The following is a 20,322-nucleotide window of genomic DNA, read 5'->3' on the forward strand; positions in this document are numbered from 1 at the left end:
GAGCTGGGATTTTTCAAGTCTTGAAATTCTGAAAGAATTTCTGTTCCACAATTTGTAAGATCAAATTGTTTCAAGCAACTCTCAAAGTTGCGTCTAGAAAATCTTCTTGAGATTTTCGTAGCCAGCTCCGGCGTCTTATTTGTTTTACCTGTTTTCTGATGCTGTAGCTATCAGTATATCTCTTTGTACGTGGTATTCTTCTCTGTAGATCATGGTTAGGTAGTTTACTATTCCGTAGATTATGAGTATTACTGTGAATCCTAGGTAGGATGCTATCTGGTTGATTAGGGATAGGTTTAGGTTGAATGTGGCGGCTACGGAGGTTATTATGGAGGCGTAGAATAGTATTCTTATGAACTGCTGGATCAGTTTGAAGTTTCTGTACTTCATCAGTGCTTTGTTGTACCGTTCAAACTGGTGATCCTCCAGCTTGTTTTCTAGGAAGTCTCTTATCTGTCCATCGGCTCTTCCAAGAGGGGTGAGTCGAAAGATTTTGTTTTTCACATTCAGTATTTGGATGCTGAGGGCTTAAGTATTTTCGAAGATTAAAAAAATCGAAGATTCAACTACTACTATGGATATTAGTGCCGATAGAGTTTCATTTTTGATTGTTGCTGCGATTTTTGCTGGAGGAGCCCTTGGCTCAGGGCTTGTATACACCCAGATGAGCAGCCAGTTAGACAGTTTAGAGGAAAATCTGGAGAATCAGAACGATGCGGATACACAGATTGTGTACGTAAATGGCAGCGACCAGAGCCTGGCACCTATATTCGAGAAAGCAGATCAATCAGTCGTGTATATTTCAGCACAAGGCGAAGAGTCTTCTCAAGGATCAGGCTTTGTCTACAGCCGCAGAGGACACATAATAACCAATGAACACGTAGTAGACGACGCAGATAATGTTGAAGTCAGCTTTACCGATGGAACAACCGGAGAAGCCACCATAGTAGGGACAGACCCTTACAGCGATCTAGCAGTTCTGAAAGTTCAAAAAGATAATTTACAGCCATTAAAACTCGGTAATGTATCAGATGTCCGTGTAGGTCAGGAAGTAGTTGCGATCGGCAATCCTTTCGGACTAAGAGGTTCAATGACCTCAGGCATAATCTCTCAAAAAGGTAGAAGTCTACCAGTTCAACAGGTAGGGCTTGAAGGGTTTCGTATAAGAGATGTACTACAGACAGACGCATCGATCAATCCTGGAAACAGTGGAGGCCCACTACTCAACACAGAAGGAGAGGTCATAGGTGTAAACACAGCTATAGAAACCAACACTGGAAGCTTCTCAGGGATAGGCTTCGCAGTACCTGCTAGCACTGTAAAAAGAGTAGCACCTGACATCATCAGCGATGGTGATGCCGAACACCCATGGATAGGTGTTTCAGGCACCAACATGAACCGTGACCTAGCCAAAGAAATGGAGACAAACTCTACGAAAGGCTTCCTTGTAATGAACGTCTCTAAAGACAGTCCTGCCAGCAAAGCAGGGCTCCAAGGCGGGAAAGAGACAGTTCGGCTTGAAACAGGGACCTTTGTCGTAGGCGGGGATGTTGTTGTAGGTATCGACGGAGAGGAGATGCGTGACTTGGATGATATACTGAACTATCTGGCTCAGGATGCCGAAGTAGATGAAGAAGTTGAATTAACTATTATTCGAAACGGTGAACGGATGAATATTCCTCTAACTCTTGAGTCAAGACCTGAAGACTAATTTTATGGCTTGAATCTTAGTAAAGCGGCTATGCCTCCAAAGTTTTCCAGTCTTTCCCCTGCTTCATGGTCTGTATGGACTACCTGCACTTGTCCACCTTGCTGCTCTACTTTTTCCACCAGTTTTTTGTCCTCCCTCTTCTTTTTAGGCGTAACCAGTAGTTCTTCGACAGCACCCATCTCAACCAAGTCCTCGACAGGCTCTCCATAAGAGGCTAGCCCATCCTTCCTCAGCTCTTCCAAGAATTCTTCCATTATGGCGGATTCATCTGAGATACGGGAGTCTTTAACAACCTTATCTAAAGCCCCACGCTTAATTGCTTCGTGAAGCCCTGTCTTTCCTGTTACCGATGTATCCTGCATCATGATTTTTTCACTGACTTGATCATTCAGCATGTTTTCCAGACGGTCTTTAGAAAATCCTGGACCCGCTAGTACTATTTTGTCAACTTTCTCGGCTGTTCTCTCGATATATTTTTTGGCTTCTTGGAAGAAGGATGCTCCGCTGTCTTGGTCATCGTAGAGTTTTCCTGGGATGTTTTGATCCATCTTGGATAGGTCTTTGATTCCTGATTCTTCCACTATGTAGAAGTCGGCTTCTCCTTTCTGTACCAGGCAGAACAGTACTGTGTAAGGTTCTTTCTGCTCAGCTTCCAGAAGGTTTTCCCATTCTTCGTCGGTGAAGTTTTTGTACAGTTTGAATCTTTTTCCCGGTTCGATGTTGAATGTGTGGTATCCTAGTTCGATGTCTTCTGCTCCTTCTGAGATCTCTCCAGTAACTCTCAACCTGTCCTCTTGGTACTCCAGTTTCTCTACCTTCAGTGTGAGGGTGCAGGTCTTCTTCTCTCTGCCGTCGAGCTTGGTTCTCTGCGTCTTCATCCTGACACTGTCACCTTCCTGGACTATCTCCTTCAGGAACCAGAGATCATCCTGATTCTCAACCTCAACCTGGGCAAATCCTTCCTCTCTATCTTTTTTGAGTAGCTTCATACACTTGGAATTGGACGGGTAAAATAAAAACATGGACGGGAAAAACCGGTTATGGACGACGGTTTTCCGATTGTAGTGGTTCTAGGACTGGCAGTTTTCGGAATGATATGGGTTGGCACAGAGGCAGGAGACGGATTTAACCTAGGCGGAAGCGACGCCGAAAGCATGATACTACTGTCCGAAAACCCGGGCACAATAGGCCAGTCTAATGAGGACTTCAGAACCACCAAGTTCGGAAGCTTCACGGTAGGAGAGGCACGAGGAAATGTCCAGGCATACACCGCAGAAGATTTCAGGCTTTCAAACGGCTTATTCAGCGGAGACAAAATCACCGTCAACTACGATGCAACACAGCCCGGTCAAGGACAGGTAAGCTTCGAAGTACTCGGAAGAGAAGCCAAAGGAGAGATATTCGTAAAAGTAAACGGCAACCAGGTTTTCAGCGCCGCAACAGTTTCAGGAGCAACACCGGAAATCAATATATCAAAAAGACACTTCAAAAACGGGGAGAACAAGGTCGTGATCGGAACCACCCAACCAAACCCACTGAAGAAAGCAGTTTACAGCATCGAAGATATCGAAGTCACAGTAGAGGACAGAAAATTCCATGACTACACAGGATACTTCCAAATGTACCAACACGAACTAGACAGTTTCAGACCCAGCAACCTCACATTCCAAGTACCACTAGACCAATCAGTACCGCAAAAACCACTCGAAATACAGATCAACAACCAAGAAATATTCAATCAGAAGCTAGGAAGATCAACACAACAAGTCACAGTCACACCACAAAACGCCGACCTCTCAACAGGATACAACACCATAAAATTCTCCACAGACGGAGAATCATACTACAGAATCCAAAACGCAGAACTCCAGACACGATACTCAGTAAACGTAAAACCAGCACAGACAAACTTCGAATTCAACCTAGACGAAGAAACACTAAACTACGCACAAAGAGACAACACCAAAGAAGAGCTTAGATTCCAATACCAAAAAACAACAACCGCAGAACCAATACAACTCCAAATAAACAACCAATACCAACAAATAAAACCAGAAAACGGATTTAATACAGTAGAAATAAACAGCGACGCACTACAAAGAGAAAACACTTTAACACTAAACAGCAACCAGACATTCACAGTAGATGATATGCAAATAATCTCAGAAAAAGAAGAATAAACCACTCAATCATGCCTGCTGATGACTTCAAATGAGAAACAGAAGACAACGACCACCTAACAGCGAAAACAAAGAAAGCCTATATCAACGGCTTACTGAAAACACACTATTTCTAATATTTATTTCTTTTACCCCCCTCAATATAGAAGTAGGAGACGCTCTCATATATTTCAAGAGAATTTTCCTAGGTCCAAACCGGCTTAATAACGTAAAAAACTTTATAATAAATCTAACGTGGTTTATAGACGACATTATAGCCATTTTTGGAACTGGCGGCGCAGGTTTATTTATCCCAAGCATAGATAAAGAAGTTCTAAAACTGGCAAAGAAATACTTGCCAAAATCAATAGTGAATAAAGCCGGAAAACTGGACTCAATGCTACCGGATGTAATCAAAGAAAAAGCAAAGGAACAAGCAAAAGAGGAAGCACAGAATAAATTCCAGCATAACGGACAAACAGTTGTGCCAGACGGTGGAGAACAATACCCGGAAAGTAATGTTAGAAGGAGAAATGAGTTAAGGTATGATGATGAGCGTCACAGTGTTGAATGGTTGAGATCCATTTTTTCTACAGGTTATAGGTTAGCATCGAAAGCTATTATCCCTGTATTGATCCTAGGTTTGATTGGTGGAGGAATCTTGATGTTTAGTGGTGGAGGCGGTTATATGGGTCTTCTTGGTGATATGTTTGGTAGTGAGACTAGTCAGGCGGGCAATGCTTTTTCTGATTTTGGTGAGGTTATTGGTTTTCAGGCAGGTAAGTTTGGTAAGACGTTGAGTTGTTTTGGTGATGCGGGTTGTATCAAGGAGTGGGAGTTGAATAATACTCAGGAGCCTGGGTCTAATGATGTAGGTGAGACGTATGAGTTGAGGGTTGATGGTTTCAATGTTTTCGGTGCTGATCAAAGTTTTGATGTTGCTTACCAGGCTCCCGGGACAGGGATACCGATTTCTTTCTTGTTGAAGAATACTAGGCATCAGTTGAAGGGTATTGATGCTAGGAATGTTTCTTACCGTTTGCGTATTACTGAGACCAAGTTTGCCAGTGGAAGTGATGATCAGTGTAGTAGTGGGTGGATTTCTCTGCAGAAATACGGTCAGGATGTGGATGGTCTTGGAGAAGGTAACGCTAACAACTTGCTTTTGCCTGGTGAGAGTGCTGAGCCATTGAACTGGCAGGAGGAGGACATGAGTCTGGCGGACTGTGGTCTGCTTCAGCCTGGTCCAAGTAACAGTTTTGATGCTTTGCTGCAGGTAAAGTACAATTACAGTTCTCATTCGATCCTTCAGATTGATGCTATGAGCAACAGGCACAGGAATGAGGAGAACATAGAGAGGGATAGGAAGAACTCTGATGCAGTGGATACTCCTGTCCAGTCATATATTGCTACTCGGAACCCTATGACATTTAGCGAAGTAAACGGCGATAGGATTGATAGACCTCAACAGTTTGAAGTAGGAATCAGCACTGACGAAAATGATGTATCGTACAAGGTAGATGCTGAAAGCTTTGAGTTCAAAGACTCATCCCTGACCGACCACGTGGAATCAGAGTGTTCAGGACTTGTTAAGGCTGATGAGGGCGGTGAGAACATGTTTGAGCTTAATAAATCAGTGAAAGAAGATATCGGTGACAGGCAGGAAGACAGTTGGTTCGATAAGAGGAGTAGCGCCGTAAAAGCGTTTTGCAACTTCGAATTTAATGACCCTGAGGAAATAAGCGCCACCGGCGAGACCTTGACATTTACAGCTGAAGCAGACTACCAATTGAAGCTTTCAGAGCACAGAACCAGTTTCAAAGTTAGAAACACTAGATGTACTACAGAGAACTGTCCAATGCTCAAACCTGTCAGCGAGAACCTGGATACTATAGTGCAGACAGACTTAGATGACCAAGACATCAACCGTAGCAGCGAAGATTACAGAGACAAACAGTATGCTATCTGCGGGAGACCTCAAGATGATGAAGACGGATGTTCCGTGCTAAAAAACGGGTTCAAAGATAGAAGCAGCTTGGTAGAAGAAAATAGAGAGGAAGAAAGTAGAGAAAATGGTGCAGACTTAGTGGTTGAAGAAGGAAATATTGCGGTTAAGACATCCGCAATCGATGATTCAAAGGCATTTACCTGCGACGCCAAACAGAAGAGCTTCAATAACTCTGTGGTGCAGTTTGAACCAGATGAACTAATAGATGCTATTGATGAAGTAGGGAACAAAGCTTTGAACTACAGCAGAGGAGACTGGGATATGGTTGATTTAGAGAAACCTGGCATAACCTGCAAATAACAAACTTTTAGAGCAGCAGGAGAGTGAAGTTTCTTAATGCCATAGAACCACCTAGGACAAAAACCAGTTTGAATAGTATGTCTGCCTCAACCCTGCCAAAGTTTTTATCAGCCCATATCAACGGCAAGAAAACCAGCAAAGCCTTAGGAATAATCAAACCAGGAACCATTCCAAACTGGCTCATCAAATAGGCTACGAACGGATTGGCTTCACGTAGAGAACCGTGTGAAAAAGTAGAGACAATATCCATGACGTGTGAAAAAAGCGCGGCAGCAAAAAGTTTTCTCTCAAAAAAATTGATTGGGACGAACAGAAAGGCAAAAACGAAAACAGATGCAAGGAACTCAGGGACAAAACCTGAGGAAGCAACAAACAAACATATTGCCAGTAAAAATGTTTCATCCAGACCAAAATTTTGGTTTAAACTGTGGATAGCTGCTGCAACAGCCGATAAGAGAAGACCTGTTAAACCAAACTGGATTACCGAGTGTAGAAAACCGAGCTGGAGGGAGACTGCGGCAGCCAATCCAGAATACAGGAATAGCCGTAGAAGAGTCTGATTTCTCAGAAATCTTTTAATCCAAGCCTCCATAACCTTAGGTATGGATAGCAAAGTAATAATATTGATTGCGTTAGCCAGCATAGCAAGCGGATGTGCTGACACAGGAGGCGGAACAGGTATTTCAATCAAAGAGCTTAACGTGGAGCCAAGTCAAATCAGCGCTGACTCCACCGCAGTAGTCAACTTCGAAGCAGTGAACAACGGAAACCTGGCTGGAGAAGTCAATACCGGTTCCAACGGCACGGAAATAATGACAAACTACTGTTCTGACATATTCAAAATAGAAGATTTCAGATCCTCCGCAACAAAACCAAGCAGTAACGAAAACCAGTACAAGTTAGAGACAGGTGACAGGCTTAGACTAACCTGGATGCTAGACCAAAACAAACCTGGAGAAATACCTTTACAGGGCTATCCATGCGACCTCAAGTTCCAGTTACCGTTCAACTACTCAGTAAAGGCATACAAACAGATACAGGTCAAGCAGGACAGAGAAGCAGATGGCAGCCCTAACCTAGGAAGCGATATTTCAGAAGGTCCTCTAAGCATAGACATGGAAGTCATTGGAAGCACGTCAAACCAGAGAGACACAGTACTGAAGCGGGACAATGCCTCAATCTACCTTACCGCACACAACACTGACGACGAAGACAGCAGCTTCAGAGGACTAATCAAGATACAGAACATCAGTATAAGCTCCAGCGGCAAAATCCAGGTAAACAAGGACTGCGGTGAAAAAGGAAGCGTAGACCTAGCATCAGGAAAAGAGAAAATATACAGATGCCAGATAAAACATGATGAATTCGATACACCAAGCATTAGAGGAGAAGTCGAAGCAGAGATCAACTACACTTTTGTGAAAGACCTAGGCTCAAAATCAATCCAGGTGAAATACAATGGATAACAAAATAATCCTTACAGCCATTCTAGCCCTAGCTGCATCAGGATGCATGGACAGCACAAACCCTGGTGGAGGAAGCGGAAACGGAATACAGGTAGAAAAATTCTCCATAACAGATGACACACTAAATCCAAATCAGAAAACAGTAATAGAAGCAAAAATACGCAACTACAACAAAGCCCCAACAACCCTGAACTCCGAGAACATAACCCTATTCAACACCGGACAACTAAAGGTACAGGAAGACAGCAAAAACTGCAACCCCAAGAAAATCAGCAACTCCGACCAAGACATAAACCCTGTCATCAGATGCACCTGGAATGTAGAAGCACCTGGAAAATCCTTCATAGAAGGCTTCGACTCAAAACCTCTTTCAGTCAAACTTCAGATAAGATACAGCTCCACAGTCGAAAACAACCAACCTCTGAAAATAAACTTCCAAAATATGTCAGAAATCAAGGAAAGCAGCCCAATAAAAACCACAGCAAGCAACAACGACCTAAAAATGAGCATAGAAACACAGACACCCTCACCAGTAACAACTCCAGAAACCCTGACAGTCAAAACAGCAAACACCGGAGTAGGCAGCATAAAGGGCAAAATAAAAATCAAATGCAGCCCAGAAAAACTGTTCTCAGAATGCCCACAAGAAAAAACCCCGATACAAGACCAAACAAGATTCAATTTAAACGCAGAAACAGAGCTAACAGGCACCCAGAACATCTTTATCTCCACACATTATAAATACGAGAAGAATCCAAACCTTGACATAGAGGTCGTAAACAACTGATGAACAACACAAAACAATTAATAATCCTTTTCACGATAGCAGTAGCAGCATCAGGATGCGCAAACACAACGCCAAGCAACACAGACTCCCAGTCAACCACGACATTCATCGACGTTAATACTTTTGAAGCAATACCTAACCCCGTTCCATCCGGAGAACAAATCACTCTAGACATGGAACTTGAAAACACGGGAGACGCAGAAGCAGAAGACGTAGCCGCACGAATATTCGGACCATCTGTAATCAACCAGAAAAGCGCCGGAGAAAGAACAAAATCACTTGGCAACCTGAGATCTTCATCAGATACCTCATTCCCAGGACGCACAAGCTGGAGCATAAACACAAATCAGCTAAGCTCCAACCGTGAAGTAAACTACGACATAAACGCCAACATATTCTACGGATACGAAACACGCGCAGACACAGAATTCAAGTTCGTATCACGAGAAAGATTCAGAGAACAAGACTACAGTCGCGGAGAAGCAACAATAGAAAACTCAGAAGCACCAATAGAAATAGGAATAAGAGGAACAACACCAATAACCTTCGACAGCAACGAAGGAAACCCAAGCGAACAAGTCTGCATAACAGTCGAAAACACAGGAAGCGGACAAGCATTCACAGACGGAGACAACGCAGAAAGCCGAGAATACAACCTCAACGACGCAGAAAAAGACACAGTTGAACTAGTAATAGACGAAATAGCCGGCATGGAAATGGAACCAGAAGAAAACACAGACGTAGAAAACAACGCAAGAAACGGAGAAGAAGCAAGAGTAGACGTCAACCTGATAGAAGGTACCGAAGGATGGCAATGCTTCACACTCCGCCCAGAAGAAAGCCTACAAAACTCAGAAACAGACGTAAACACCCTCATAACAGCAGAATACAACTACAAAGAAGAAACCAGCACATCCGCCACAGTAGAAGGAAGAAGAGGCGACTCATCCAACTCAGACGGAGAAGATGGGGATACATGGAAGTACAAAGACAGTGCTGATTTAGATAGTAATGATTATGAAGCACTTGAAACAAGTTGGGAGGATATAGAAGATGGAAGCGATCCGTCTGAAACCTGTCCTGCGCTCAGAGATACTGACACCGAGGCGGCTGAAGACAAATTTGAAGAACTTTGTAGTGAAGAATGATGGAAAGTAGAAAAAAATCACTAGGCTTATTTTTTATCTTACTTACTTCTATTGCCTTGGCTGCAGGCTTCTCATATAATACTCCGTTAGATGGCGGTGAAAGTGGTTTAGAACTTATTCAAACATATTCAACCGAAACAATACCTGGAACGACGGATAACGAACTTCAGACATTGAAGACACTATCAAGCTGCTACCTTCTGAATGATATTGAAACATTGGGAGATTGCATAGATAGTTACGAGGAAGACATGCCAGTGGGCGTGGAAGAGGTTTTGGATATTGATAATGATGAGGAAGATTCTTCTGATCCAGGGGACGCTGAGGTTGATGATTACCTTCAGTTGGATGAGGGTGGTACCCGGATAGAGTCTTCTGAGGTTGGGGATGGCAGCGACCTGGTTGTTGAGTTGGATGTTAGTATAGGTGATGAGGTTAGGGATTATGGTTCGAGACCGACTTTCAATCTTATGAGAGATGGTGAGGAGGTTTCTTCGATTTCTGTGAAGTGGGATGAAGGAACGGTTGAGTTTCCTTGGAGTGATATATGGAATGGAGAAAGGGAAGATGATGTGAATTTTGATTTAGAGATGGAGGGAAGCGAGAGTGGAGATGCCCATTGGAAGAGGCAGATAATCAATGATATAGGTACAGTAGATATCAGTCGTTGTGGCTCCGATCATGTTTACAGCAGTTTCCATGATAAGTATGGTATTACAGGGTTTGATGATTGTATTGAAGTTAACGAAGGTTTATCTGATTCAGTTGAGGATATTCATGATGAGACAGGATGGAGTTTGGAAGCAGAGCAGAGTGTGATCCATACTATTTCATCTGTCAGTAGTTCAGATGGTGATGAAGACAGAACACTTGAAATTAACACCGGGGACTCGGGCTTCTGCGGCAGAATTTACTTTGAAAACAACTTTGACGGCGGGGAAGGAGAATACACCTTTGATGCCGAAATGGTTGAAATGGGAGGTAACCATGACCCGCAGGAATTTATTATAGAGGTTAACAAAGACGAGGTAAAATCTGCAAATATTGGCGGCGGAGGCTCAAATTCGTTCAATGTTGAACTTGAGGATGGAGACCTGGTAAGAGTAGGGATCAACGGATATGGAGATAAGTCGTACGATGAGAGACCTCCTCTCGGATGTAACAGTTATCAGTCAAGAACCCATGTGGCAGTCGATGTCCCAGGCAACTTCAAAAGTGGTGAGGACAGCTCATCATCAAACGACTGCACAATATACGAAGAGGGAAGCAGAAACAGACAACAATGCGAAAGATACAGCTAAATAAAAAATTGAGGAGAAAAATTTGTTCTCCTCTCTTTTTACCATTCTCTTACTAGGATGGCTGCTGTGATTACTAGTGCTAGTAGGATAGCTGCTGTTAGTTTGACTAGGTTGCCTGATGTTTGTAGGTTTCCTAGTGCTTGGCTGAATTGTCCTGTGATTCCGTTACTTAGTTGGTTGGAGTTGTCTTGGATTGCTTCTTCTATTTCTTTGCCTATGACTAGTTCTACTGTCTGACTTGTTGTGGTGTTGGTTCCTGTTGCTGTTGCTGTGATTTGGACGTTTCCTTCTTTCTTGAATGGGATTCCTGCGTACATGTAGGCAGTGCTTGTCTGTCCTGCGCCAACTGTCAGGTTGCTTGGTTTGATGTTGACCCATTCTGGTCCTTCGTAGGCTAGTTCGTAGGTGTTTTCCTGTGTTCCTGTGTTTTCTAGTTGGACTTCGTAGACTACTGAACGGTTTTCTCCTGCGCTTGCTACTTCAGGTACGACGTTCATTGATACATCCCAGCAGTTTTCTACATTTACTGTGGTTGTCCCTGTCTTGACTGGTTCTTCGTATGTTGATGCTGTTGCTGTTGTCTTTACTTTGTAGTTTCCTGTTTCTAGTGTTGTTGCGTCGACTAGCGTGGTTATTTCTGCGGTTTCTCCTGGTTGGATTTCTGCTTCCTGTGTCTGTAGTGTTCCTCTGTTGGTCTCGAGGTTGAATGTTTCTGTTGTTTCTCCTGTGTTTTCTATGTTTGTCTGTACTTCTGCTCTTTCGTTCTCACATACATTGACGGACTGTGTTGGATATGTGATTTCCATGTCGTTGCCGTTGTATGCTTTGAGTGTTGCTGTTGTTGACGTGCTGCTTCTTCCTTTTGCTTCGATGTTGATCTTGTTTTTGCCTAGTTCTTCAGGTGTTACTTCTAGTTGAACTGTTTCTGTTGTTTCTCCGTCTACTTCTACAGGGTTTTCTGTGAATTCTCCTGTGTTTGCTGATAGTGTGAATTCATCTTCCTGTGTTCCTGTGTTTCTGATTGTTACATCGAATTCTGCTGTTGTGCCTCCTGCTGTCTCCTGCTCTGTCGGCGTTACCGATGTTTCTGATGAGTAGCAGGTTTCTACGTTGAATTGCATGTTTTCTATGTCTTGTGCGTAGCTTGTTGTGCTTGTTGCTCTTAGGTTGAAGTTTTGATTGGTTTCTGTGTCTGATTTTGTTGTTAGTGTTACTTGTTTGGTTTCTCCGTCTTCCAGAGTTACTGTGTTTTGTGATAGTGTTCCTTGGTCTGTGCTTAACTGGAATTCTTCTTGTTGGATTCCGTTGTTGGTTACTTCTACGTCGTAGGTTGCTGTTTGTCCTCTACAGACTGTTTGACTGTTTCTGTCTACTTCCATTTCTACGTCGTGTTCTCTGATTACTGTTGCTACAATTTCTCCGTTGTATGTGCTGCCTGTTGCTCGGCTTTCAGCAGTTACAGAGAAACTATATGTTCCTTCTTCACGGTCTTGTGAAGGGTTGTACCATACATTGACTGTTTCTTCCTGTCCTGCTCCAAGTGTTACTCTCTGAGGTGCGATGTCTATTTCTTCGTTGTTAGAACTTGTGAACGTATATGTGTCTTCTACAGGACCTACGTTTTCAATTGTGGCTTCGTAAGATGTGAATGAGTCAATTCTCGTGCTTGACTCAGAAGGGAAAACTGTGATTTCTGCCTGTGAGGCGGCTGCTAGTGTCGTCGTTGCAAGTATCAAGGTTGCAAGTATTGTTAATTTTTGGAAATTCATTTGTGGAATTGTCACCATACAATAACACTCGAAACAACTTTTTTATATTCGTCGATAGTTACAGACAAAGGTGAGTAAGAAGTAACAAAAATAAATGGAGAAAAAGGGTTTGAGGCGTTTAATCAAAAGCCTAGGAAACCTGTAACTTTCTCAACGAACGAACTTGACCTAGGCTGGTTCTGTCCGCCGATTTCCAGGGTTATTTCTTTTCTGTAGACATCCTGGTTATCTGCGTCAACTACTAGTTCTGGCGTGTAAGTTCCTTCCTCTCTTGGGGTGAGGTAGAAGTAGACTGTCTTTCTCTCACCCGAGTCCAGGACTACTTGTTGGTTGCTCTGGCTTAGCCAAGTACTTGGAATGTCCTGTAGCTCAAGGTTGTAGCGTGTCTGTTCTTTCTGAGTGTTGTAAAGCTCTGCTTTTACCATTCCGTCCCCTGATTCTACTGATGCTACCTGGCTTGGGAACGAGGATACCTCTACATCTGTCTCCAAGACGTTGACTGTTGTCTTTGATGTGCTTGATTCTCCTCGAGTTATGGCTGTTACCTCGTATGTGTGTGTTCCTGGGTCGGAGGCTTGGATATCGAAGCATACTTTGCCTTTGTCGTTGGTTGATTGAACTACTTCGCCATCTCTGACAAGTATTACCTTGGCTTTGATCTGGGAGTTTACTTCCGAGCATATTTCGTAGCTTTCACCTTCGAATACCTTGCGAGGTGCATCTACATAGCCTACGTTGGCTGTAGGCAATACTTCTATTTCTCGGGAGGATGATGCGTCTCCTGAGGTAGCTGTCACTGTCTTCATGCCTATAGAGTCCATCCTGATGAACGTCTGGTAGTATCCGTCTGGCTGTGTGCTTACTTTAGCCTTTCTGTCACCGTTTACATCGATGGTTACCTGGCTTCTGCTGGTTACTCCGTCGACGAAACCTGATACCTTGACGGTGTCCCCTACTGAAGCCTTGTTCGGATCTAATGGGTAGGATAGCTTCATTGATAGGGAGGTTGGATCGGTTCTCGGTGGCTCTGTCGGAGCACAGTCTTCTACTGTGACAGTTCTTGATGCTCTATCTGTGGTGCCGTTCTGAACTCTTATGTCGAATCTCTCTGTTCCTGATCCTTGGACGTTTGTGAATCTGAGGGTTCCTGAAACAGTGTCTCCTTCCTCGACTACATACGTATTTGTGATTATGTTTGAGTCGAATCCTGAGGCTGTTGTCTGTGCAGATTCATCGTAGTCCTCGTTGTTTCTTACTGTGTAGTCTACTGAAAGCGTGTCGCCTCTGCAGACTGAGTCCGGGTAGTCGACTGATGTGATTTCCAGTCCATCTTCCCTGTCGGTTAGTCTGAATGTTCTTCTCTCTACTTCGTCTTCATCTATGTAGACGGTTCCTGTTCTGCTTCTTGATCTACCTCCAAGTTCTTCTACCTGGATGTCATAGCTTCCTTCTTCAAGCCTGAATCGTGTGAATCCACGTGAGTCAGTGAGCCTGGTCTGGTCTTCAGGTCCGTCAACTTCGACACGGGATTTAACCCAGTCCCCATCCTCGTCAAGCACTGTTACTTCTAACGTTCCGGTATCTCTGGATCTTCTCTTCTCGAGTGTGAATTCAAGTTGTTCCTGGTCGTCTTCGTAAAGCCTTATGTCTTCAGATTCTGTTCTGTAGTCGCTGTGCGAGACAGTTACCTCATAGTCTCCTGGTTCAAGACCGAATCCTGCGTTCCCTCCTCTGTCAGTGTACCTGGTTCTGTCTTCCGGACCTGATACTCTGATCTCAGCTCCTCTGATTGCGTCTCCGTATTCGTCTTCGACTTCTACGTCAAGGTTTGCGTCCTCTTCAGTGTCTTGAAGCACTACCAGTTGCTTGTTAAGCTGTGGGAAGGATAGGCTGCCACAAGGATCTCCCTCAGTGGAGACCTGAGCACGGATGAACGAGTCCTTATCCGGGCTAACTCTTTCAGTGACAGTCCGGGAATCATGGGATGATACCGTGACAGTTCGCTCATCTACTACATTGTTGTCAACCTTGAACCTGACCTCAATATCCTGTGGCTGATCTGCCGAGTTGAATACACGGACCTCAGCGTCAGTCGATTCTCCTTCCGTTATAGTGTAGTCCTCCAGTGAAAGCGAGATATCTCTTTCACTTACACCGCACACTCTTTCAGGTCTATCAACATCCACATACCTGGTTCTGGAGTCGGTCTGACCTGAGTCATCCTCAACAGTCAAAGTCACAGGATAACTTCCTCTGCTGTCGAAACTATGTGTTACTTCTCTACCGGAGTTGGAGGAACCATCCCCAAACTCCCAATCATAATCAACAATCCCCTCATCATCACTGCTTCTACCAGCATCAAAACTTACTTCCTCATCGACCTCAGGACTTGAAGGACTGTACGTGAAATCCGCATCAGGATCACTGTCATAGTCATCTCTGGACTCTACGTAAAATGACTCCGTCTCAGAATCAGTGTCTTCACCATCATCAACCTCAACACCCCAGGTGTAGTCCTCACCTCTCTCAAGATCCCAACTGCTTGGAGGCTGGAAACGGATAAACTCATTCGCATCGCCCTCACTGTCATACTCATCAAAACTCCTGCTGTGAATAGGATTACTGAACGGATAACCATCATCATCCACAACAAGCCTAACATCCTCCATATCATGATCATCGTCATCATAAACAATCCACTTATACCGCGGAGACCGATCACTGATATCACCATCGGGACTACGAAGATCAACATTCGGAACATCATTCTCATCATCGCTGCTATCGGAATCATCATCGTCATTGTCTCCATTATCGCCGTCACCAGAATCAGAATCATCATCGTTACTATCTAGATTGACATTGAATGACATTTTTTCCTCATAGGTTTCTCCATCTTCCTCCACTTTGATGCCCCATGTATAATCACCCCTATCTTCAAGATTCCAATCGTTCGAAGGTTGATACTCAATCACTCTATTCACATCAGCCTCAGAATTATAGTCCTGAAAAGTCTCCTTATGTAAGGAACCATCAAAGGGAGAACTATCATCATCTACAGCCAATGTAACCTTGTCCACATTCGGTCTCTCATACTCAACCTCCCAACTGTACTCCGGAGACTCATCATCGATACTGCCTTCAGGACTTTTCAAATCAATATCAACTTTAGGACTTGCTTTTGTGAATTCAACCTCTTTCATACTTGATACATCAGTTAGTGTGTCTACTCCTTCTGCTTCTGCATAAACGTGGAGTTGCTTACTTCCCGAATGGTCCGGACTGTAGTCATCTACTCCGACATTACAGGTATTAGAGTTGTCACAACTTTCTGATTCTATAGGCTCCCATATTCCTGTTGGACCGTCTCTAACAGCTATTTCAATGTATGTGAGGCTGCTGCCTTCTGCAGCACCTTCAAGTGTAACTCCCTCATCCAATCCTATGGAATCAGGTATGCTGTCACTGTTCTCAAAATATACCTCAGATACTGCAGCCAGATCAGCTGAAACTGATCCTACAGCAACAACCATAAATACTGAAACCATCAGTAACTTGCAATGGTTCATTGTCCCACCTCACATCTAACTCCTTCATCGTAAAGCTGACCTTCTTTTGTCCCACCATCATAAATGTTGATGACTTCACCAGATTCACTTTCACTGCTCTGTACAATTTCATAATTGAAGTTTTCAGGATCACCTAAAGTTTCTTCTATTCTGCCAGCCTGACTATCTGAAAGACAACTATCTACAAAATCCTGTCCCTCATATGTTTCACCATAAACGAAGTCTGGCTGAGTACCTGTCCCACTACCACCATTATCTCTATCATCTGTGTCACTATTCATATAGTCTAATCCAGAGAATAATGCAGCTAGCCCTGAAAGCCCAAACACACCTATTTTAGCGCCATCTCTGAGATACCCTCTTCTAGTTTTTTCTCCATCAAGAATATTGGCAAATCCTTTCCCGTAGGTATCCTCTCTATCTCCAACATGCTCAGCTACAATGTTTTCTATCCTATCGTAGTCAGTATTGTCTACATCAACTACTTCTACCTCCAGACTTTCGTCAAGCATTCTCTGTATTCTATCGTACTCCACATCACTTCCAAAGTCTATATCGGCTCCTTCAATTGCTGCCTCCAATGTATTTTGACCAACATTTACTGTGCCATTGAACCTTGTGTCCACCGTTATATGCTCTGCAATTTCTTCTTCATCTAGGTAGCTCGCAACTATTTCTTCATCTACATCCATTTCTGCCGCAATCCTGGACTCATCTACCCCTGGAACACCCAACTCAGCAGCAACCAGCGCAGCAAGCTCATTCGTATCAATATCAGCATCTAATCTATCATAATCTATGTTTTGCTCAAGATGCCGGGCAAAAGTACTGTAGTCAGGATCAATATTTACAGGTCCACCCTCATAATTCTCGAATGCAGCAGCGACCTCATTTGAAACTACATCCCCGATATCTGCTACTACATTTTGATACATGCCAACAGAATCAAAGAAATCAGCTGCGTATCTGACAGCTTCTTGAGTGTTAGACTGTAATGCTCTTGCGTAATCTTCTTGCTTGTCTTCGTCCATATTTAGGATATGTTCAACCCTATAAGATCTGTCTTCTTCATCCCAGAGTTCTTCTTTAGCATTTTCCTTCTGTTCATGTAATGTCTTTACTCTTTCTCTCGTCTCATCATCAATGAAACGGCTGTCCTCAAACAGGTCAAAGAGATTCTCCGTTATCTCCACCGTCCACCGGTTCGTATCAAAAGCCTCAATGACAGCTTTCTCACCGATTATATTATTGACATCATCGTTATCATTTGGCATTTTCAAGTCCACCTGTTGTTACTTATAGGTAAAAGTATTAAATATCTTTTGCTTTAGAATGTTGTCACTAAAACCACATCAATAAAAAGCTACACATCATATATACATTTGTGGTGTAACCAAACATGGACGAAAACCCCGAAGATGTAGGTCAAAGTACAGAAGACATACTTAGCCAGAAACAAAATACAGAAGGTGGAGACACCGGTCAAAACCCAGAAAAATCTTCAGGCAGAGAACCTGGAGACTTGACAGACGATAATATCAAATCTCAGAGAGATCCTTTGGATAGAGCGAGAACAGCAAATAGAAAAAGTGTTTCTTCTTTAGAAGAAGGAGTTGGGGCAGATGAGTCAGGAGAAGAAAGAGCTTGGAAGGTAGCTCAACAGGAATCTCAGATTAATCACATTAATCAAGAGGACTTTGATGAGAAGACAAAGGAAGAGATTAAAAAGGCGGAAAGAGTCAAAGAAGAAGTTGAGAAATCAGGTAACTACTGGAGAATTGACGATGAAACAGCTCTAGACTTCAACGCAGATATTGAAGAACGAGATCAAGAATGGATTGATGATTTCTCAACCAAAACTGCTGGAACTGACCCTGTTTCGATGGCTGATTCTCTTGATCATATTGAGAGAACGGCAATGAGATGGGGTGCTGGAGCAGAGGATCAAGGACTGTATAAAGGAATATTCGATGCTCACTTCCAAGAGACGGGAGATAGGAACAAGTCCGCTGCTCAATCAGCTGACGCAATGAGTGACTTTAGAAGCACTTGGGAAAGCCATCATAGAGACGAGTTTGAACACCTGAGCGAAGATTTGACTCAGTTTTTCGATGAAGTTCACCTGACATCAAGAGATTCTGAAGAAGCTTCAGGAGATATCAGTCTTGTAGAAAACCTTTCAAGAAGAGTATCTCAGTATCAGGACATAAGAGACGAAGCAGAAGAAAGCATCAGAGAATACGAAGAAGCTGATTCAGAGAAGAACCCTGACATCACGGAAAGAGGAGCTCAGCTGATCAGAGACCTGAAGGATGAGGCAGCAAGTCATTTAGAAGGTCAAGACAATAGAGATCCTGGTAAGTCGGAGTTCGAACATACAGAACAGGAGCGAGAAGTTAAGAAGACATGGACAGCAACAAAGATTGCAGCACTGGAGTCAGTAGAAGAAACATATGAATCAGCTAGAGAGCAGAAAGAAAATTATGAAGACTTGAAGGAAGATGTTTCAGAGCGCAAAGAAACTTACACGGACCTAATGGAAGACCTGGAATTGACTAACTTGGAAGGTGTAGATGAGGGAACTGAAGAGACTCTAGAAGAAATTGATACAGATATTAATACAGTTCTCGATCTAGCTTCATTGAGCGATGGAGAAGACATAACAAGCCAGTTGGACGATGGTCCTAGAGCTGAAAACCATCAGATTGGTCCTGCTAATGTTTCAGATGAAGACGCAGCAGATAGAATTGTCGAAGAAGCTAAAGAACAAGTTTACGGAGAAGAAGATGAAGATGGACTAGTGCATGAGTACGATCAGAAGTCACTAGATGACAAACTAATCCAGGTAATGGATGAAGATGTCACAGAGAGTGAACTTCAACTGCTTCAACTTCAAGGAATGTATGCAAAAGCCACGGAAACAGCTCAAGTCCTTGGGGACTACGAAGAAAGATTGGAATCTGAAATTCAAGCTTATGAAGAGACTCTGGAAGATATCGAGGACTCAATTAGCGACGAATATGACAGCCTAGATGACTTCACCGATGAAGAAAGAGAAGAAGCAATTGAGCAGTTGAACGAGTACCTTCCAGAAGAGGAAGAAGTCACGGCTTAAAAACTAAGTCCAGACACACTCGACTAACCTTGGGGTTCTTTTCCCCACATTTTTCTATCTTATCTGTTTCAAATTCTGCATATTCTGATTCTTCAATACCCAACCTAAACGTATAGAGATGTACAGTACTCCCTCTATGAAGAATAGATTTAGTTGATCCTAAATAGTTATCCGCTTTCTCTGGAAGAGGCATTATCACTCTGTCAAATTCTTCGTCTAAATCTGGAACAATATCTTGCACATCACCTTCGTGGCCTTCCACCACATCGCCTACATCGTTCAGTTCGATGTTTTCTTTCAGATAATCGGCAGCTACAGGGTTTTTCTCGACCGCTACTACTTTCTCTGGGTTAGCTAGTTTTGCTGCCATGATGGCAAATGGTCCAACGCCAGAGAACATCACCAGGACTTTTTCTCCATCTTCTATCTGATCGACGACTCTCTTTCTTTCAGTTGAAAATCTTTCGGAGTAATATACTTTTGTCGGGTCGACTTTGAACCTACAGCCATGTTCTTTGTGAATAGTTTCGGTTTCCTCACCATAGAGCTCCCTGTATTCGCCGACCCTGAACTCTCCTTGAAGTGGCTCTTGTTTCACTAAAATGGTTTTGACCGACGGATGATGTTCGAGTATCCCTTCTACTGCATCTTCTTCATCAACAGTTAGTTCATTGATAACTGCTATCTCTCCTATCAATTCATAAGAAGGTAAGTTGTACTCTGCTTCATCTTCCTGTTCTCTTATAACCGACACATCAGCATCTAGCTTTCCTTCCAGTTCTTCTAGCCCTTCATCTACGAAGACCTTCTCATCTTCCTCTGCTGATTCTCGTACTTCCTCTTCTGAATATTTGTCGGATGAGAAAGCTTTCAACACCAGTTCTTGGTCATCTTTCTCGGCGATTAATTTGTTGCCTTGTTTCTCTATTTCGAAGTCTTGCCGATGGAATAGTTCGGCTACTTTTTCTTCTAGTTTTTCTTGTTTCACA

The 20,322-nt window shown here is 43.2% G+C and carries 16 protein-coding genes; 9 read left to right on the plus strand and 7 right to left on the minus strand.

The window, feature by feature from the left end:
• Positions 1-144: 144 nt before the first annotated feature.
• Positions 145-504, minus strand: coding sequence for a hypothetical protein (locus LC1Nh_RS04590; RefSeq protein ID WP_153550531.1), 360 nt, complete (start codon positions 502-504; stop codon positions 145-147).
• Positions 505-574: 70 nt separating this feature from the next.
• Here LC1Nh_RS04590 and LC1Nh_RS04595 point away from each other — a divergent pair, with 70 nt between their 5' ends.
• A complete protein-coding gene (locus LC1Nh_RS04595; protein ID WP_153550532.1) occupies positions 575-1,711 on the plus strand; it encodes a S1C family serine protease in 1,137 nt (378 codons plus the stop codon).
• A 2-nt stretch (positions 1,712-1,713) separates the two neighbouring features.
• On the opposite strand, the gene LC1Nh_RS04600 is transcribed toward LC1Nh_RS04595, so the two are convergent.
• A complete protein-coding gene (locus tag LC1Nh_RS04600) occupies positions 1,714-2,700 on the minus strand; it encodes an mRNA surveillance protein pelota (RefSeq protein WP_217907020.1) in 987 nt (328 codons plus the stop codon).
• Between the two features lie 51 nt (positions 2,701-2,751).
• Between LC1Nh_RS04600 and LC1Nh_RS04605 the strand changes: the two genes are divergently transcribed.
• Both LC1Nh_RS04605 and LC1Nh_RS04610 read left to right on the plus strand, forming a co-directional pair.
• The gene (locus LC1Nh_RS04605) at positions 2,752-3,891 is read left to right on the plus strand and encodes a hypothetical protein (protein WP_153550534.1); all 1,140 of its coding nucleotides are present in this window, start codon (positions 2,752-2,754) and stop codon (positions 3,889-3,891) included.
• 334 nt (positions 3,892-4,225) lie between these two features.
• A complete protein-coding gene (locus tag LC1Nh_RS04610) occupies positions 4,226-6,178 on the plus strand; it encodes a hypothetical protein (RefSeq protein ID WP_153550535.1) in 1,953 nt (650 codons plus the stop codon).
• 7 nt (positions 6,179-6,185) lie between these two features.
• Here the strand turns inward: LC1Nh_RS04610 and LC1Nh_RS04615 are convergent, their stop codons facing one another.
• Positions 6,186-6,428 carry a hypothetical protein gene (locus tag LC1Nh_RS04615; RefSeq protein ID WP_153550536.1) on the minus strand — a complete coding sequence of 81 codons (243 nt, stop codon included), beginning with the start codon at positions 6,426-6,428 and terminating at the stop codon, positions 6,186-6,188.
• On the opposite strand from LC1Nh_RS04615, the gene LC1Nh_RS04620 reads away from it, so the two are divergent.
• The 5 genes from LC1Nh_RS04620 to LC1Nh_RS04640 are packed head-to-tail and all read left to right on the plus strand — an operon-like array spanning position 6,427 to position 10,880.
• Positions 6,427-6,738 carry a hypothetical protein gene (locus LC1Nh_RS04620; RefSeq protein ID WP_153550537.1) on the plus strand — a complete coding sequence of 104 codons (312 nt, stop codon included), beginning with the start codon at positions 6,427-6,429 and terminating at the stop codon, positions 6,736-6,738. The genes LC1Nh_RS04615 and LC1Nh_RS04620 overlap by 2 nt on opposite strands.
• A 42-nt stretch (positions 6,739-6,780) precedes the next feature.
• Positions 6,781-7,644, plus strand: coding sequence for a hypothetical protein (locus LC1Nh_RS04625; RefSeq protein WP_153550538.1), 864 nt, complete (start codon positions 6,781-6,783; stop codon positions 7,642-7,644).
• Complete coding sequence (locus tag LC1Nh_RS04630) at positions 7,637-8,431, plus strand: hypothetical protein (protein WP_153550539.1); 795 nt, start codon at positions 7,637-7,639, stop codon at positions 8,429-8,431. Before LC1Nh_RS04625 ends, LC1Nh_RS04630 begins: the two co-directional genes overlap by 8 nt.
• Positions 8,431-9,579: a hypothetical protein gene (locus LC1Nh_RS04635; RefSeq protein WP_153550540.1), complete on the plus strand. Its 1,149-nt coding sequence runs from the start codon at positions 8,431-8,433 to the stop codon at positions 9,577-9,579. Before LC1Nh_RS04630 ends, LC1Nh_RS04635 begins: the two co-directional genes overlap by 1 nt.
• On the plus strand, positions 9,579-10,880 hold the full coding sequence (locus LC1Nh_RS04640) for a hypothetical protein (RefSeq protein WP_153550541.1): 1,302 nt from the start codon (positions 9,579-9,581) through the stop codon (positions 10,878-10,880). The genes LC1Nh_RS04635 and LC1Nh_RS04640 overlap by 1 nt, the downstream gene beginning before the upstream one ends.
• Positions 10,881-10,918: 38 nt before the next feature.
• Here the strand turns inward: LC1Nh_RS04640 and LC1Nh_RS04645 are convergent, their stop codons facing one another.
• The 3 genes from LC1Nh_RS04645 to LC1Nh_RS04655 all read right to left on the minus strand — a co-directional run bounded on the left by LC1Nh_RS04645 (position 10,919) and on the right by LC1Nh_RS04655 (position 17,492).
• Positions 10,919-12,667: a COG1470 family protein gene (locus LC1Nh_RS04645; protein ID WP_153550542.1), complete on the minus strand. Its 1,749-nt coding sequence runs from the start codon at positions 12,665-12,667 to the stop codon at positions 10,919-10,921.
• Positions 12,668-12,771: 104 nt separating this feature from the next.
• Positions 12,772-16,218, minus strand: coding sequence for a PKD domain-containing protein (locus LC1Nh_RS04650; RefSeq protein ID WP_153550543.1), 3,447 nt, complete (start codon positions 16,216-16,218; stop codon positions 12,772-12,774).
• Positions 16,215-17,492, minus strand: coding sequence for a hypothetical protein (locus LC1Nh_RS04655; RefSeq protein WP_153550544.1), 1,278 nt, complete (start codon positions 17,490-17,492; stop codon positions 16,215-16,217). Before LC1Nh_RS04655 ends, LC1Nh_RS04650 begins: the two co-directional genes overlap by 4 nt.
• Before the next feature lie 125 nt (positions 17,493-17,617).
• Between LC1Nh_RS04655 and LC1Nh_RS04660 the strand changes: the two genes are divergently transcribed.
• On the plus strand, positions 17,618-19,333 hold the full coding sequence (locus LC1Nh_RS04660; protein ID WP_153550545.1) for a midas domain-containing protein: 1,716 nt from the start codon (positions 17,618-17,620) through the stop codon (positions 19,331-19,333).
• Here the strand turns inward: LC1Nh_RS04660 and LC1Nh_RS04665 are convergent.
• Positions 19,323-20,321, minus strand: a complete 999-nt coding sequence (locus tag LC1Nh_RS04665; protein WP_217907021.1) for a class I SAM-dependent methyltransferase — start codon at positions 20,319-20,321, stop codon at positions 19,323-19,325. The two genes, LC1Nh_RS04660 and LC1Nh_RS04665, sit on opposite strands and share 11 nt — an antisense overlap.
• Position 20,322: the final 1 nt, after the last annotated feature.

The sequence above is a fragment of the Candidatus Nanohalobium constans genome, assembly GCF_009617975.1.
In the GTDB taxonomy this organism is placed as follows: Archaea; Nanohalarchaeota; Nanosalinia; order Nanosalinales; family Nanosalinaceae; genus Nanohalobium; species Nanohalobium constans.